The sequence below is a fragment of the Novipirellula methanifontis genome (assembly GCF_052161655.1).
In the GTDB taxonomy this organism is placed as follows: Bacteria; Planctomycetota; Planctomycetia; order Pirellulales; family Pirellulaceae; genus Novipirellula.
Window position 1 is genome coordinate 4,502,600 of sequence record NZ_CP197418.1, and the last position, 16,758, is coordinate 4,519,357.

14 protein-coding genes are annotated in these 16,758 nt (G+C 52.2%); 2 read left to right on the forward strand and 12 right to left on the reverse strand.

All coding sequences use genetic code 11. From position 1 onward, the window contains the following. Positions 1–42: 42 nt before the first annotated feature. From SH528x_RS15950 to SH528x_RS15965, 4 genes are all read right to left on the reverse strand, one after another. On the reverse strand, positions 43–591 hold the full coding sequence (locus tag SH528x_RS15950; RefSeq protein WP_442511509.1) for an ankyrin repeat domain-containing protein: 549 nt from the start codon (positions 589–591) through the stop codon (positions 43–45). A 142-nt stretch (positions 592–733) separates the two neighbouring features. Next, positions 734–1,738 carry a WD40 repeat domain-containing protein gene (locus SH528x_RS15955; protein ID WP_442511510.1) on the reverse strand — a complete coding sequence of 335 codons (1,005 nt, stop codon included), beginning with the start codon at positions 1,736–1,738 and terminating at the stop codon, positions 734–736. A 952-nt stretch (positions 1,739–2,690) separates the two neighbouring features. Beyond that, on the reverse strand, positions 2,691–2,969 hold the full coding sequence (locus SH528x_RS15960) for a hypothetical protein (protein WP_442511511.1): 279 nt from the start codon (positions 2,967–2,969) through the stop codon (positions 2,691–2,693). Positions 2,970–3,562: 593 nt separating this feature from the next. Next, entirely contained in the window at positions 3,563–3,919 is a 357-nt protein-coding gene (locus SH528x_RS15965; RefSeq protein WP_442511512.1) for a hypothetical protein, read from the reverse strand. Positions 3,920–3,946: 27 nt separating this feature from the next. On the opposite strand from SH528x_RS15965, the gene SH528x_RS15970 reads away from it, so the two are divergent. Then, positions 3,947–4,102, forward strand: a complete 156-nt coding sequence (locus SH528x_RS15970) for a hypothetical protein (RefSeq protein ID WP_442511513.1) — start codon at positions 3,947–3,949, stop codon at positions 4,100–4,102. A 758-nt stretch (positions 4,103–4,860) separates the two neighbouring features. Here SH528x_RS15970 and SH528x_RS15975 read toward each other — a convergent pair. The 7 genes from SH528x_RS15975 to SH528x_RS16005 form a co-directional block, all read right to left on the reverse strand. After that, positions 4,861–5,313, reverse strand: a complete 453-nt coding sequence (locus SH528x_RS15975; RefSeq protein ID WP_442511514.1) for a hypothetical protein — start codon at positions 5,311–5,313, stop codon at positions 4,861–4,863. Positions 5,314–7,185: 1,872 nt separating this feature from the next. Then, entirely contained in the window at positions 7,186–7,764 is a 579-nt protein-coding gene (locus tag SH528x_RS15980) for a hypothetical protein (RefSeq protein ID WP_442511515.1), read from the reverse strand. Between the two features lie 573 nt (positions 7,765–8,337). Then, positions 8,338–8,835: a hypothetical protein gene (locus SH528x_RS15985; RefSeq protein WP_442511516.1), complete on the reverse strand. Its 498-nt coding sequence runs from the start codon at positions 8,833–8,835 to the stop codon at positions 8,338–8,340. Between the two features lie 917 nt (positions 8,836–9,752). Then, positions 9,753–9,962, reverse strand: a complete 210-nt coding sequence (locus SH528x_RS15990; RefSeq protein ID WP_442511517.1) for a hypothetical protein — start codon at positions 9,960–9,962, stop codon at positions 9,753–9,755. A gap of 126 nt (positions 9,963–10,088) precedes the next feature. Then, entirely contained in the window at positions 10,089–10,499 is a 411-nt protein-coding gene (locus SH528x_RS15995) for a hypothetical protein (protein WP_442511518.1), read from the reverse strand. Positions 10,500–12,034: 1,535 nt separating this feature from the next. Beyond that, positions 12,035–12,502, reverse strand: coding sequence for a hypothetical protein (locus SH528x_RS16000; RefSeq protein ID WP_442511519.1), 468 nt, complete (start codon positions 12,500–12,502; stop codon positions 12,035–12,037). Between the two features lie 114 nt (positions 12,503–12,616). Continuing rightward, on the reverse strand, positions 12,617–12,919 hold the full coding sequence (locus tag SH528x_RS16005; RefSeq protein ID WP_442511520.1) for a hypothetical protein: 303 nt from the start codon (positions 12,917–12,919) through the stop codon (positions 12,617–12,619). A 2,170-nt stretch (positions 12,920–15,089) separates the two neighbouring features. Here SH528x_RS16005 and SH528x_RS16010 point away from each other — a divergent pair. Then, a complete protein-coding gene (locus tag SH528x_RS16010) occupies positions 15,090–15,386 on the forward strand; it encodes a DUF7669 domain-containing protein (protein WP_442511521.1) in 297 nt (98 codons plus the stop codon). Here SH528x_RS16010 and SH528x_RS16015 read toward each other — a convergent pair. After that, positions 15,383–16,696, reverse strand: coding sequence for a DUF3472 domain-containing protein (locus tag SH528x_RS16015; protein ID WP_442511522.1), 1,314 nt, complete (start codon positions 16,694–16,696; stop codon positions 15,383–15,385). The genes SH528x_RS16010 and SH528x_RS16015 overlap by 4 nt on opposite strands. Between the last annotated feature and the right edge of the window lie 62 nt (positions 16,697–16,758).

The following is a 16,758-nucleotide window of genomic DNA, read 5'->3' on the forward strand; positions in this document are numbered from 1 at the left end:
GTCGGGTGCACGACTTGGTACGTCGGTTCTTTAAAAGTATGGTCACCAAGCTCCTCCGCCGGTGGGTGGTTGATTGTACTCGTATCCATACTGACTGAAAGTTTCAACAACCTTTTTTAGCCAATCCACGTCAACGGCTTGATCAAGCGCACACGCTTCGTATTCGTTCAATGCGCTTGGATCGACGCCTGCGTTCAGTGAGAACTCTAGGACTCGTATTAAGTCCTTACCATATTTGAACCAGTTTTGTTTCATTGTCGAATCGACCACGTTACGTTGAGCGTTCGTCAACCGAAATATGTCAGCACCAGCGTCGATCAAAGCTTTAAAAATCCGATAATTGATGACAGCGGTGTGGATTGGCGGCCCAACATCTCGCTTGGGGTTGTCGCCATTCGGGTCAGCACCAGCGTCAATCAGGATCAGTGCAGCGTCTTCGTTTAATTGAATCGCGATATGTAGAAGCGTTTGCCCAGAATCGTCGTAAGTGTTGGGCAAGATGCCATCATCAAGCAATTCGAGTGTCAGCGACGCGGGGGCTTTCTGCTTGGCGTATCGCCGGACGATTGTGTCGTTACGTTTCCATTTCATTGTGTCACTGCAATGTGGAATTGCTTTTTTGTTTCTTCGACGAACGGCCGGATTGACCGGGGCCGAGCGGTTGAGCAACCACTGCCCAACGACGCATTCGAGTCCTCCGCGTCTAACCCATGGTTTCTCGTGATCTGTAGTGTCATTTAGCAGGTAGTGTCCAAAGTCGAACCGTTCCGTCAAGACTCGCCGAAACTAGTGTCTTGCTATTAGGTGCAAAGGCTACTGAACCAATGAGTTCAGTGTGCCCTTTGAGTTCCGTTTTCGCGGCGCCGGATTCTGTATCCCACAATGTAATTCCGAAGTAGTTTATCCCTGATCCCGACGCCAACGTCTTCCCGTCGGGGGAGATAGCGATGGAAAAAGCAAAGTGCTTCGCTTTGGTCAGGTTCCGGATCAACGATCCGCATTTCATGTCCCACAGCTTTATAATATGGTCGTTGTCGACGGACGCGAGAAACGTTCCGTCTGGCGAGAACACAAAATCGTTGATGAAGTTATCATGCCCCGTTAGTTCATGACGAATCAGTGTGGCGTTTCCGTCCCATACGTTCAGCGAGTATTCCGCGGGGCCTGTGGGTAGCGCGAGCAACGATCCATCAGGAGAAAAGGCAACGGCGTGGTCACCGGTAGAGACATCACGAACGATTTTGTCATTAAGTAGATTGCGCAGCTTCACGTGAGAACCACCGGTCGAAACCAGCGTCTCGCCATCTGGCGAGAACTCGATCGCGATTATCGTGTCGTCATGATCTTCATACGTCTTTTGAATCGACAAGTTGTGTATGTCCCATAGCTTCACCTTGTAATCCGCGCCGCCCGTTGACAGGGTGCGTCCATCTGGAGCAAAACATACAGCGGATGCTTGCAAATCGTGGGCGGCAAATTCTTTGATCTTGCGTCCCGTTTCCGCGTCCCACAACGAGACATTTCCGCCATCGTGTGCCGACGCAATTCTAGATCCGTCGGGCGAAATCGCAATATCGAGAACAGGCCCAGCGTTGGCATTCAATACGCGCGATTCAGTGATACGCGTCAGCTGCACAGTGGATTCCGTGGCGTAAATGAATCGGAAAGCGGCGAGGATTGCAATCCAGATCAGGGTCTTCTGTATCGTGTAGATAGTCGCACCTTCATCGACGAACATTCAAAATCACCGGGTTGGCCCGTGGGACGTAAACATTGAGGAAAACGATCGCGGCAGACTCCGGTGCAGACATTGGGGTGTTTCTCAGTACCGTGAGCGTACCGCAGATTTTTTGATCGGTGGATCTCCGTAGGCCCAAAATATTTCATCGATTGCTCTGGCGCCTCTCGGCAGTTCGGATTTGACGGCTCGTGGAAATGCAATCTTTACAGACGCATGCTTGTGCGTGACAATCATTCCGCCAAGCAATGATACTACGGAGAGAACGCTCATAAATGGTGTTTCAAAAGAGACTCTGTTGTCGAGCGTAACATCGGCTAGGCCATAGTGCAATGTTTCACCGCGGCCATTTGGGTATCGCACACCAGCAATAATGTCCATTTTTTGATTCGTTCCTTGCGTTTCTGCATCAACCGGCAACGGCAATATCTTGCGACAAAAACCCTCCGCCTGGGCATTCCAATTCTAAGGTAATTGCTTCAGGCTCCTGGGAGCGGAAAATTTTTCGAGTGGGACGCAAAACCAGTCGGGCAGTACACGACTCAGAGTGACGATTCTGAAATGCAACTTCAAGCTCGCATAGATCTGCGTGCTTATGCATGCACAACACAAAACAGAAGCCTTTGCATTCGAGGTATGGCCCGTAGAAAGTCCGTAGTAAATCAGGTGTCTTTCCTTTTGGCAGATACATTGCCGCGAATATTAACAAGGCAACACATCCAGCGACAATCGTTCCAATACGCCAAGGCCAAGATACCTCATCTGGTCGATCGGGGACGACCCATACGAGAATTCCGACGATCGATGAGATTATGATAGCTAGAAGACATAGTGCGCGGATCGATTCGCGTACTGAATGGCTCATACGGTGCTTCCCGTTTCGAAATCTCGCGATTGTTGGCTTGTCGGGGAACGTTGACGATCAGCCGGCTGCGACGGAAGATCAACCATCTCAAAACGCATGACTTCGCCGCTCGGGTGCAGCGTCTGGTGCTGCCGCTTCTATCTCAATGACGTAGTAGTCCTTTTCATCGTCCGTATCAGCCGTCCGAAATCCACGAAATCGAATCCGTGCTATTCCAGGGTTGATTGTATACGAATCCTGAAGTTGCCAGGGCCAGCCATACACACCGATCTCCCCGGATGGGACCTCAATCGTGGTCACGATGTCAAAATCCGGTTTGTCGTCGGTTTTGTCAAACCATATCGCCTGGGCCGTAGCTTGTAACACGCGCGACGATGTCCCCGCCGGAACACAAAGCCGTTATGTGGTCCTGACTGTTGTGTCTCTGTTGGATGTGTGCGTCATTCCAGTCCTCGGGCGCTGCCGGTTCGAGAACTCGATCTGCGACATAGATTTGACGATAGGTAGAATCAACTTCGTATGTCTTCATTTTGTCGTCGAACGGCGGCGATCACAGAACACGGCCCGTGTGGTCACCATTGGTAAATGTCGCATGCTGTCCTTCGCGTGCACGGCATGGTTATCGGCCGCATTGGTGCAGTGCGTGAGGACAGTTAATGTATAGTAGCGTACGCCGAACCTTAGAAGCACCAGCACCGGTCTAGAATCGTGAGCGACAATCCACACGATCCACCGAGAAGTGCCCAAGAACGCGTCACCGAACGAGCGCCGCCATACTCGGCGACGAGAGTTGTTCTCGCGCTGGCCGGAGTTTGCGTCATGCTAACACGGCACGCAGGGCGATTGATGTCACGATAGTGAGGTGTGGTTCTTGGTCCGACGAACGATCGCCGTTACAGAGAGGCGACGAAAGATTTTCCATTTTAAGACCGCCCGACTTCGCCAATTCGGTTCAAGGCTTAATTATCGGACGTCTCGTGTTGTTTAAAACCGTTTCCAATATGATCGACGATTGATGTGCCGTCAGCCAGCCCGCCCCAAGATTTACCCGACCAGTGCCACATATCTTCAATCGCTATTCGCTCTGGTGATCCGAAGTCCATTTCTTTGGTCAAGCGATTGTGAAGGTAGAGGATGTTGTTGGTTCGCATCCTTACGGTTACAAACCCATCATCGATCTCATCGTTTGATACGATAAGCACCTCGCGTTTTACATCCTTGGCAATGAAGCGGCTTACAGTTCTTCCAGGTTTAAGTACGGCTCGAATGCGTTCCCGCTTTTTGCGTTCAAAATACGTTTTGAGATACGAAAGCATTTTCAGCGGGCAGTGTAAGGACACACAATGGATCGCCGAACCGTCAGCAATTCAGTCCGACGAACGTTGGCGTTGACCGAGCGACGCCAATGTGGTTTCCATTTCAAAACGTCTGATGCGTCGCGTCGGTCCAACGCATGGTTCGTCTTCAATCACCGCGTTTTGGGGCCGAATCCAAAGTAAATGAGCAAACCCGCGAATACAGCTAGCAGCAAAAATATAGGGATTCCCTTGATCATCGCTGCTAATAAGGTGGTGTGATCTGGGCGAATTGAGGGGCGATCCCATGAGGGAAGCGAACTTCGAAATTGCGGATGTGCATCACTCACGCAAACAAATTGATCCGTCACTGCCTCAACGGGAACAACAAACTTTGATCCTGATGTTTCTTCAAGGTGTGGCCAGGCAACTCCGGCAATAGTGCCGATTAATCCGGGAGCGAAAAGTACAAGCGAAATCGGCACGAGAGGTCCGATCTCGCCTCGTGGTGAGTCGTCAGTTGCGATTGCAAACGCAGCGAGTGCAATCCCGAATACTAGCGTTGGAACGGAAAACATTAAGATCTTTCGTGCCACCATACGTTTTGCAAACGATTGGTCGCCCGACCACGTCTCATCGACGGGCATGCGGGCGCTGACACGGTTGGGTGGGTCTGGCCGAATGCCTCCCATAAACGTGACTCGCCAGTTAACGGTTTTTTCAACTAAATCGATTTTTTGGACGTAGTCAGTGATTTCGTCCGTCCAAATACAGCGTCCACCAAAGTCAAATTTTGAGCGATCAAATATTACGTCCTCACCGTCCTGCCATGCATTTTGAACTGTGCGGGTAGGTTCCACCATGACTATTCTCTCTATTGCAGAGCGGTACGGTTGTGCGGACGGCGATCCACGAGCCACCAATTGTAACGACTCTGTCGCCGCTCCGTCGCCAACGAATGGTTACCCGCGTTTTGCCGAAAACTGTGAAATCACCCGTCGCCGGCACAAGAGCCCAATGTACAGGAGCGAGCAAAGCGAGAAAACAAACCCCATGATGACTGTCGGATGCTCGACCACCCACGGCAGTGTCAGGACCGGGACGAACGAGGTGACAAAGCGAACAATGACAACCGAAGCCACAAAGGCAAGAACGCACAGTGCACATACTGTGAGTCGAGCGAGTCGTGTTCCGGGAAACCATTCAACGTATGCGGCAAGGCCCGTCGTGGCGATGATTGCGATGCCCATTGCGTTGCCGATCGGATTGTCGAGTGGACGAAGCACATTCGACCACAGTTCCGGCAGTGTCAGGACAGCGCCAAAAACACACAGCCCAAGTGACACCATCCCGTACCGCGACACCTCTCGATGCTCGTCAAGTCTAGAAATGGGTGGCGAGTAGGGATTCATCATTCTTTAGAGGTATGACGTTGGGGTTCAGCGAGCCGGCACGGAAGTCGTTGTGGTGGCCAAATTGCTCAAGCTGCCGACTTCGTTGCAACCCATGGTTCCTCGGTTTGCTGTAGTGGGATGTCGCTAGCCACGACGGTTGACGTTGATCCAATCATAGCGAGCGCAACGACCGCCGGCAAATCCGTTTGTAGCCGCAAAAACAAAGAAGAAATTTGTTGGCAGAATGATGTGGGGCAAAATGATAAATCAGTGCGCGCCAATTATTCTGCCATTTGATCAACCACGTAAGCATTTGTGACAGCGACTTGACGGTTGCCTCAACAAGTAACGCTGGAAAACTAGCGCCGGTTCCATCACGCATGAAGACCGTTTGAATCGCCGATACGATTGCCATCAAGTCATCATCGCCAGTCGGGGAACGGTGGAATTCACTGGGCAGCGGGAGTTGACCTTACACGGCGAAACGCCTTGCCACCGTCGCTTCAGTGCAATCCTCTAGCTATCCGCCGTTGTGGATTCAAATCCGATCGAAAGAGCGTAGCATCCGGAAAGGTGTAGCCACAGTGTCCATCCATCGTTCAAGCAAGATCCTCTTCGTCCTGCCGCCGTGCAATGAGGCCAATGATCCTAGCGGAGAACAAAGCCGCAATCCCCGTGGGAATGTAAGCCAGCAAAATTGACCCGACAAGCATAATTGAGTGCCAGTCGCTGCGGGAGTACATCTTGGGTAACAATTCGATGAGGTAGAAGTTTATGTAGACCGTCCATGCAGCATATGCAGCTAGAACAAACCTCGCCCATTCGCGGCCACGCCAAATTCGATGAATGAGAAAAAGTGGGACAAGTAAGCGAATCACCGCAAGCACTAGGTAGCCCCGCTGGCTGGACGTCACCAATCCAACTATTTCAATTGAGCTAGCCGTCAAAATCACGAGGGCGATTAAGACCAACGCGGTCCGTCCACGGCGCAGCCGAAGTGGCAAGGGTTTGATGTTGTCGCTCGAATTTGAAGCGTATGGGTCTAGTGTCAATCGATCGGCAGGCATTCGGTCAGTCGGATAACGTTACCGATCAGGGGGCGGCGGCGAGAGATTCTCATTTGTTAAAAACGCGACTTCGCCGCTCTCGTGCATCGGAATGGTTCTGCCTTCCGTTGTGCGTGCATCAGTATCCTGAATACGGAAGCGAGAAGGACAAGCGTAGCTGTAACAGTGGTCACGCACGCAATTGAGGCAGCTCCGATTTGCAGCGGATACCGCGAAGTCAACAGCGAGTCGCGAAATGAAATGGCAATTGCGGAAACCGTCATGATAACAAACAGCGATGAAAGTCGGTAACGGAAACGCAAATTGTACCGAGCACAGAATGAGCGAGCGCCCAAAAAAGTGAGAAACGCAATCAACACTGCAATTGCACAATCGGCACCCAGTAACCATCGATTGAAGGCAATGGCCTTTGCGTCGTCGACGGGCCATCGAGAAGTCCACGGTATTTCGTCAATCGCCTGCACGCTTGGCGTCGGCTGGATCACCGATGAGCGTACAGCAAACGCAAATGGCCATCCGTGAGCCCAGTTATTGAAAGGTGGCTCTCCACTGAAGTCACCTGGTCCGCGCCATTCCCCGCTTGAGCTATCCCAAATCGCCAAATGAATTTGGTAGCCATCTAGATTGAGCGTGGCGAACGCGAGCAGCGTCATGATTCCTACGCAGAGAGGAATCCCATTCGATATTGGTGTTTTCATTCAGTGACTTCGTGGCAGAACGGCAGTCTTTACCGGGGACAGACCGACGACTAACCATTGGTGTACAACTCGCAAGCCAGTCCGCAAGTGCATGTCGTGGTTACCCGCTCCTGCTATTTGAGCAAGGGTTAGGCAATCAGTCGATCAAAAAACGAGCGTTTGGGACGCCAGCAATCCAGTCGTTCAGACACATGTCCGCCGAGTACTGCAGGACCAGCCGCGCGCTGTACCTCCACCCCATCTCCAGCCTTATAAATTCCGCGTTCCCTACCTCGACGTATGACTTGAAGTTGACGGAGGGTCAGTGAATTTGAGCCATTTGCGTCGTCAATTTCGGCGGTTGTGAAGTATCTGGTTAAAACACGGTAGTTGTGGAGAAGTGCTGGGTATCGTTCGTAAATTCGGCCCCAATTGTCACGAGTGTCGAATGAAGGAAATTGCTCTTCGTGAGACAATTCGATTCCCTGATGCAACCGCTCGGTAGCAACGTCACGTTTCGCTTGCAGTGGCGTGGTGTCTGCGGTAGCGCAAAAGTCTAGCATTCGCAGGATAGCCTCACCAATCGACGTGGAATCGTTGCGTGGCACGATCGCTCCGTCACCGAATCCGACGATTCCGTTGCGATAATCTACGTACGGAAGCATAACAACGACGTCATCGCGAAGGTGGTGATAGATGTCAACACGGTGGCGGTTGCGGTCAGTCATAGCATTACATTCGACGAACGGTGGTGATCACACGGATCGCGTGGATGATTCTCTAACGACCGAGTAACCCCGATCGCGATCTCACGTGCAACACATGGTTCTTTCACTGGGCTTGCGCGGCGGATGACTCACCAACTGAATCGATTCCGTGTTACTTCAAGATACCGACCGAAGTAAGGCTGAGCAACAATCGGCCGAACAAATTAGCAAGTCGGCGATAATCGTTGTACGCATCGACGGCATCGGGATTTTGACATTAGCAAGACCGCGAATAAATTAGTGTTTATTAGTGCCGATTAGTGATCCAGTCGGAGAGAACACTAATTTTCGCTAATCGCACACTAATGACATCGCCGTGAGGGTCAACTTAGCGTCGGTTGGCTGTGGCAAGCGATCAAGCCACCGAAGCGGAGCTAGGCAGTCGACCGAGCGTTCAACGACCGCAAGAACCACCGCGACGTGCCGGCGGCGGGAGTTGATATGCAAGCAGACTAAAAACCGGACCCCCACCGCTCCGCCACCATCGCTTGGTTATCCGTGATTGCAACTTGTGTTTGCCTAAGGCCTAGAGAATCAAAAGCCAAGGTCAGCAACCACTGATTCTAGTTGGCGAGCTCGACGACGCCGTTCCATATCAGATTCGAACGAGCAGCGAAACAGTACCATCAAAACAGCAATGCATAGCACACCCAACAAAAGCCCCCGAAGACTGAACCGCCGATCGTAGGCTGCGAGTACAAAGGTACTGAAAAGAATCAGAAAACTAAGCAGCACAGCGGTGTTCAGGGCTAAGCTGAGAAGGTCGACAAACGACTCCTTTGAGCGCATGTCTTCATCAAATACCCAGTGGCCGTTTTCCCTCGTAGCCCAGTTGCTGCGTACCCAAACTGTCGAAGGCCAGCCATTTGACCTAGACAATCGAATTGGAACGATAAGGCCGCTGCGAATTGTAAGGGAAGCTCCCTCCTCACGCACGATAAGCGTCAATGAGTTCAACCACGAAAACGCTCCAACCACGGCTGCTAACGCCACCAGCAGTGCCGTCATTCGTCGCGTGCGTTTCGCCTTCACGAATTAGTTTCTCTCAAATCGGACAACGGTTGGATTCACGAGGTCGGGACGTGAAACGTTGGATCTGTCAAAACGTGTGGCGTCCGACTCCCGTGCAATCCATTTGTTATCCGCCGTGCTGAACATAAATTCGAAATGTGATCATGTCGACTCCCGAGCGAAAGCGACCGACACGTGAAAATCAGTGGACTCAAGCAGAAAATGCATTGCAAAACGCAAAGACTATTCAAAACGGCTGCCACTTATTGTAAGTGAACTTTTCGATATGATCTTTCAATACAGTTATAATTCTATCCGAATCAACGAAGCGGCGAGAATTAAATCTCGCGTCCTTCCCGTTGTCGAGCTTTACAACAACATTGTACGACATGTCTGACCAGCGTGAATCAAACCACTCGAAAATTACAAGCTCAACCATTTGTGGCCATAAGAACTCCCTTGTCTTTTCTCTCTCAGTCCATCGAATTCCATTCTCGTGCAATTCAATCTCAGTATCGGTTCGAAATAGCCCGCAAGTCAGCTTGTGAAAAAAACGTTCAGCCCCTGACTCTTCAGTTTCAACAACAGTGAAAGTCTCGAGTCTTTCGCCTAGCATTCAATCGACTCCGCGGATGGATGTGAGATGGTAATTATCAGACTAATGTAATGTGTTTATGCGAAACTATCAGCAGATCATTTCAGTCGGATAACGTCACCGATCACAGGGTGGCGACGAGGAATGTTCAGTTGTCAAGAAACGTGACTTCGCCGCTCTCGTGCACACATGCGGTTAGCAGATGAACGAGTGCCAATCTTGGTATTGTCGTCCGGGCGAGGTATACCCGGGAATCATCCAGACTAAATCCTGAGCTATCGACGTGCTTTAGCTCGCTCATTATCCTTTGCTGCAACAACTGCGTGTGTGGAAGGACGCCATCCTAGAATGAGTATTCTTTGTCACTAATAAATGCCGTACAGGCCAAATACAGAGAAACCGGAACCAAGAACCCAATTGCGCCGGCACGAAGCAGATCGCGTCCGACAAAGACGGTAATCAACTGCGAGATCAACACAGCCCCACACACGAACGATCCGATCCACGCCGCCCACGTTCCAAGCACGACGCCAGCGACCAGGACCGCGCTCACCGCGACGAGCAGCAACAGGTCACGTAGCCCAAACGTCAGTCGTTGCTGTGCGTTGATAAGAGCCTCCAGGTTGGCAAACGGTACGGATCACATGGTCGCCGCGAACGACATGCCACTTCAGTAAACTCAACGCGGCGACGCAGGTGCATCCGCTGGTCCGTCGTGCTCACTGGATCCGTCGTTCTCGCGTTGGCTGCGAATCTCGTCCAGCAATTTCGTGATTTTGTCGTGGTTTCGACGGTGAGTCGAAATGATGAGACAGAGGTTCTGCGGGTAGGAGGTATAGGTTGATTTGCCTCCGCCTTCTTCCCAATCCGACGGTGAAGTCATCGCACGAACTAGTTGCATCATTAACTTGGGGTAAAATTTGCCGTCAGTTGTGAAGACTGGAAGATCGTAGAACCTGTAAACGGCTGGGTAAATCTGATTCGCATCGGCGTTGCGACTGTCTTCAGCCACAGCAACGGAATTGTTGGCCGCGAACGAACAAATGATTGCGAAAGCCAGCAGTAATGATAGTTGAGTGAAACGCCGCATCGGGAAATCCTTAGGTAGAGAGGAAACGTAACTTTGAAGCTATCGATAAAGATCCGTTCGTGAAATAGCAATTGCTCATATGACGAACGACCGGGATTACCGGGCGGGGACGGAAATGTAACCATCAGGAAAGTTGTCTAGCTGCGCTCCGGTGCGCCGATGGGTGTCATCAGGCTGGACGCAGACAGATCACGACTTGATAACTGACATCGCAACCGCAGCTTGCACTAAGTTGAGTGCAAGCAAGAATAGAGACGCTATTAGAAAAAACACTCGTTGGTTGGGGTACATATCCTGGGTTAAAGCAATGACGCCAGCATACTCTTTGGAACACACGTACCGCCCTTTTTCGCTAGCCAAAAGCCATATCGAGTAGCACACAACGAAAAATCCGATTGGAAGAGTCGCCATGCTTGCCAAGAACAGCAAAATCAGTGGAGACCGAATCCATCGCCGTAGCGATGCGAAGCCGTACCCAGCGAAAGAACTCAAAATCCCAGCACAAAAAGACACAACGAACACGGGCAAGACAGTCGTATCGGAAGTACCTAGGCCCATCGAGGCGACTAGTGCAACAGTGAAAAACAATCCTGCATTTGCAAAAAAGAACACGCAAGTATGCCGTATTGCTCGTTCGTGTCTGTGAGACAGCTCGCGGCGACGTCGGGCCAGCATCAATTCCCTATCGCCGGAACTAAGTTCAGGTGCCTCTAAGCGTGCCTTGGCTCGAATGGAAAGTGACGTGTTGCATTTCGGGCACTGCACATTGGTGCCCATCTCAGACTCATTGATTGTGAGTGAGTTTCCGCATGGACATGCTACCGCAAATTTCATGAAAGCCTTCGTGCGGACAATCCTGCTTCTAGCAAGACGGATAGATATCGGCGGAGCTCACCGAGCCGATCGGATAATGTTACACGATAGTCGCCGGGCGAATCCAGCGCAACGCCCTGGTCATCCGTGCGATCACTTATTTGAGCTAACAAACGCAATGGCTCCAGCATAGAGTATCGCAATGCACAACACGACGAACAAGAACCCGAAGTACCAACCGCGAACAGACGCCTTGCCCTCGCCAACAAATTCTTCCGAAATGAACAGCCGATAACGTACCTTCCTAGGGTTCATTCCTCGGGAAGGTAGGATCCGGCCGCGTGCCTTGATGCGTCCGTCAGTCACGGGAAAAACAAATGCAGCGTTGGCGTCCGCAGCACGTTGCTGGTGAACCTCGCTTTCGTTCACACAAACAACGAGCGTGTTGACGAGCCAAAGCCGTCGAGGATTCGCTTTGCAGAAAATGTCTATGGCCTGATGCCGCCAGCAGTGGCGGTTGCCTAAAGGAGAATCCGTAGAGGTGGGTGGGCAATACGGCTCTGAAAGCGTTGACTTCACAGTAATCTGGCGGTTTTTGCGATATGGATTTCAGCCGGATAGCGTTGGCGATCACGCCGTCGCCGCAAATGATTAACCACTTCAAAAAACACGACTCGGCGACTCGGCATGCATCGCGTTGTCATCCGCTCCCCGTGGGTCCGTCATTTAAGGTCAACAACCTTAGGCAAAGCGGAATCATGGAAAAGGCCATTGGGATGTCCGCTTAGGTTGAATCGACCTGAATCGTCAGTCTGGAATCGAAACTGACGCTGAAGACCGACGCCATTCAGTACCACACCAATTTTGCCACGCGCAGCCGTAGCCTTGAGTCGTGCCAGTCCGGCAGCGGTCGGCACAACGACAACGCGAGATTGATCGTGGTCACATTTCGTTACCTCGAACGCAGCAATATCGGCATGTGTGAACACCGGTGGCACATGTACGAGAACGTTCTTACTGGTATCGATGTCAAACACTGTCTTCGTTGCTGGACCTTGGGCAGTTGCTATGGCGTATACCTCATACTGCAACAACGGGTTCACACGTTCAGTTGTCGTTTTACCATCGCAGCCAGCAGCAAAGAGAAACGCAGCGATCGCTGCAGACGTCAAGCAGGATCTTACTGTCATGCGATAGACTTCTTCGGTCGGATAACGGTACGCGTAACCGGGAACGCGCGGGTAAGTTTCTAACGGCCAAATCGCTCAACTCGCGTTCTCCGGTTCACGCGATGGTTATCCATTTCACTCGCTTTCGGTGCGACGCTCGTCACGCATTTTCCTAATTGTCGGATCTTGATCGATGAGCCAATCTATTTGCGAATCGGTCAGCATGCGATCGCCGTCGTCTCGGCGAAAACCACGTTCGCGAACGACGGAGGCGTAGTCCCATTCGTAGGAATCGAGCCAAACGAGAACGGGATTGTAAGGCGGGAAGTCTCGTTGCATGTCCGATGGTTCGCGTTGCGGACGATACGGAACCGAAACCCGGAGTCCTCCGGGTCCATGAAGCTCGCGTGAACTACAGTAATTTTCGTCTTGAGTCATGTAGCGCAGGGGGAAGTTAAAATGCTTGTTGGCGAACTTATGTTTCTACGGTGGGTCAGGGTGAGAATAAGTCGTTTTGGGGTGTTCTCACCGGTTTTTCGACTTGTTCTCACGGTTTGCCACTTCACTGCAGCGGGCGGCCGCGATCGCTATTCTCGACCGCTGTAGGACTAGTGTCAATGTTGTTCTCACTCTGGACACCATCACATAAAGGGACGTCCGGAATGGTTTCTTTGCTTGATTGACACTTCGTGTCCATCGCATGTTGGTACTACCGAATCGACGCCGCGATGCTTTGGTCTGGAGTGTGACTTGAGCTTGCGATTGAGTCGTTATCTGTCGCGAGCAGTCACTTCGCAGGGCTTCTTGACTCGCGATTGATCCGAAAGCGGAAGCGGTCGCATGGCATTCACAGGCAAGCGAGTGGCAGTGCGGGCCGATCTCGCCGTGACTGACGCCAAAACGGCTAACGAGTTCATTGGGAACCGGGCTTGCGGATGCAGCGGAGTGGAATGGGGGAGGCTAGGTGAAAACGATTGAAAAACTAAAATTGACAATTGTAAATTGAAAACTAATGAGGGGCGATTGATGACAGGCAGGATGCCTATCCCACCACTACTGGAAGGACTCGGGTCCCAGGCTGGAAGCCTAGGCTACCTGGACCTTCGGTAGCTTGGGTGACATCGCTTCCGATTACCACCGCTATCGTCGGAAACGGATTATTAGCGATGCAATGTGAGGTTGCAAGCAAATTGTTCGGAAAATGTTTTTCGCTGCTGCAGCGGGTGTGAGCAAGATGCACTGGATGATTGGCAAAGAGAAAAATCATTGAACAGGAGGAAAGGGAGGAAACAGAGAAAAGGCGGCTCAGAACTCTGTTGCCTCTGTGCGCTTCTGTTGAAAACTGCAGACGCAATCGTTCGCTTGCGTCTGCAGCGGATCATGTATGCTGTGAAGCGGGCTGGCGGAGATTGAAAACGCTAGTTTTGAAAATAGTTGAAGAGTGTTGTGCTGCGGGATCTTTAGCAAGATCCACTACCGGGGGGAATATTGAACAGGAGGTAAGGTACGGAACAGAGAAAAGGTGACTTGTGACTCTGTTTCTTCTGTTCCCTCTTGTTCAGATAGACCGCGCAACCTGCGTTTGCGTCGGATGTGAATATCGCATGCTGTGATATGGGGTGGCGATTAAATATGCTCGATTGGCAATGGTTGAAGAGTGTCGTGCTGCGGGATCTTTAGCAAGATCCACTACGGGAAAGCGTCTTTGGCTGAGTGCGTTGAAAGATCGCAAGTATTCGCGTTGATTTGCATAGATTCGCGGGCCCCTTTTCCGGACGATGTTGCTTTCGCGTGAGTGCAAGGCGACTCATCTGCGTGGATTCAGGCGTCGGTCTTTCCTGTCGCCCCTTTCGGGGCTTTCAATCTCGGTTTTTTCCGTAACCCACGGCTTACGCCGTGGGCTACTGCATGCCGTCCCTGCCGGGACTTGGTGTTGAAGATTTAGGCGTGCATTTCACGCTGCGACCGATGACGACTGCAGCGACGTTGAGGCGGGTGGGGAAGCGAATACGATGGGCAGTGCGAGTGAGCTGGAGGCAGGCCCTCACCCGAGCATCGCTGTGGGCTCTGCTCGACCTCTCCCTAAACTGCGTTTGGGAGAGGTGGCAGGAACAGGCGAGGCCCGAAGCGTTAGGAGTATCAGAATCTCAATTACCGAGTGATGCAGCATGCATTTGACTCACAGAACGAATTGGGGCGATTGGCGGATGAGCGAATCTACCAAGCGGATTTAGCTGCCATGTTAAGGTCAGCGGGGATCAGGGTGAGCCGTCTTATCTTCCTACCTCCATCTTCCTACCAAAATTTCCTCGCTTGCGATTTTGGGTAGCAGGGCCCGCGGCTAACGCCGTCGGATCGCGGATACCGCCTGCTGTGAAGCGGGGTGGCGATTAAAGGTGCTCGATTGGCAATGGATGAAGAGTGTTTTGCTGCGGGATCTTTAGCAAGATCCACTACGGGGAAGGGGCTTTGGCTGAATGCGTTGATTTCGCCTATGTTAGGCGGGGCGTGCGAATGGCGGCGGTGTTTGCTGTCGTCCCTGCCGGGACTTTTTGATGCCGGGTAACGCGTTTGATTTACGCTGCGGTTGTTCATCAATAGAGCGACGATGAGGCGGGTGGGGAAGCGAAGTCGATGTGACGTGCGAGTGAGCCGGAGACAGGCCCTCACCCGAGCAATCGCTAAAGGCTCTGCTCGACCTCTCCCTGCTGCGCTGGGAGAGGTGACAGGTGGTGACGTGCGAGCGTGCTGGAGGCAACGCTACCCGGATGTCGCTGAAGGCTCCATCCGACCTCCCCTACAGCGAAGCTGCTGGGGAGGTGAACTCGGAGGGCTGGGAGGGATACAGGTAACAGGCTGGCAGCCAATTGCGTATCAGGCGAGCCTGGCAGCCTGTGCTACTTAACCTCGTGAGAGGGTCGCAAAGTCGATTTTCGGTTGCTGGCGGGCGGTGGAAGCACGCTCGAAAATTTGGTCGAGCTCTACGTGAGCGCTAAAGAAACCGCAATTCCGCAGAAAGAAATGCTGTTGCTCGCTGCCGCCTGCAAAATCGAGTCGATGATGTCCTCGTGCTGTATTGTCGCCCGTGAATTTCGCTCGCGTGATCTCATGCCACTCGCCCTCGACGTCGCGAACCCATTGGTTGGCATAGTTCGCCGTTCGCTGGATATTTCCTGTGTCCGGTGCAAAGTTTTCAAGGAACGAATGGAAACCCGTTAGATGCTTGTCCGTCTTGGGACGCCGAAAACTGGCGATCAGTCGCCACTCGTTCTTGTCCTTGTCGCCGAACCAAGATGTGTATTGCGTGTTGCCATTGCCATCAGGTTTGACCTCGGTCAAAAAACGATAGGTCGATCCGGCCTTCCACGGGTAAACCAAATAGCTTTGGCCGCCTGAGCCCTCGTTGCCAAAATCTTGTGCACTGACGCCTTCGCCCTTGGCGGTCGTCAGCACACGGTCCGATGCCGGAATCTCTTTGGGGTTGTCAGTGCGAAATGGACTCCAGACCGAGAAGAGGACACGGCGCTGCGTTTCGCTGTTGACCTGGAAACCAAAGTAGCCTTCGCCAAACCCGTTGGCCATGAAATACGAACCGATTGGGTCCTGGCCCGTGGGTACCGTGATTTCACTGTACGCGTACGTCAGCTTTGCATCCTTGGGCAGCTGATAACTCAGGTGCACCGAGGGGCCTCGGCGACCCCAGTAGAACATGTTGCCGTCGTTAGTTTTGACGAAGTCGAGCGATAAATCCTGATCACTGCTGCTGACCCGCAATTCACCAAGTTCGATCTTCGCGGATTCGTCTCGCTGAGTGCATTTGAGTTGCACCTCGACATAACCCGGCCCGTCGACTTTGATCTCGCCCAAAGGGAAAACGCGTGCAGGTTCGTCCTGCAGCTGCGCCGTGAATGTTGTCTCACCCACTCGGGCTTCGATTGTAGCGTTGCCTTTCGCCGCACGGCCTTCAGCACCGAGCTTGAGGGTGGTGGGACGATTCACGTGAAAGTAGACGCTGTGAACTTCGTTTGCATCAGTAAACCGCAGCGTGCCGTCTCGATAGAAGACAGGGCCGCCTGCAGCGGGCGAACTGCGGAAGGTGTTTCCCGCCAGCGGCACGGACCACTGGCCACCCAATGCGGACGCTGCGATCAATGGAATCGCAAACAAGGTCGCCAGAAAAGTCTTTGTCGATGCAGAAGGTTTGAGTATTGCCATGAAGGTTCTGAGACACCTGTGTTTGATTGAGCAAAAGCATGTGGCGGGATGACTCGTAGCGG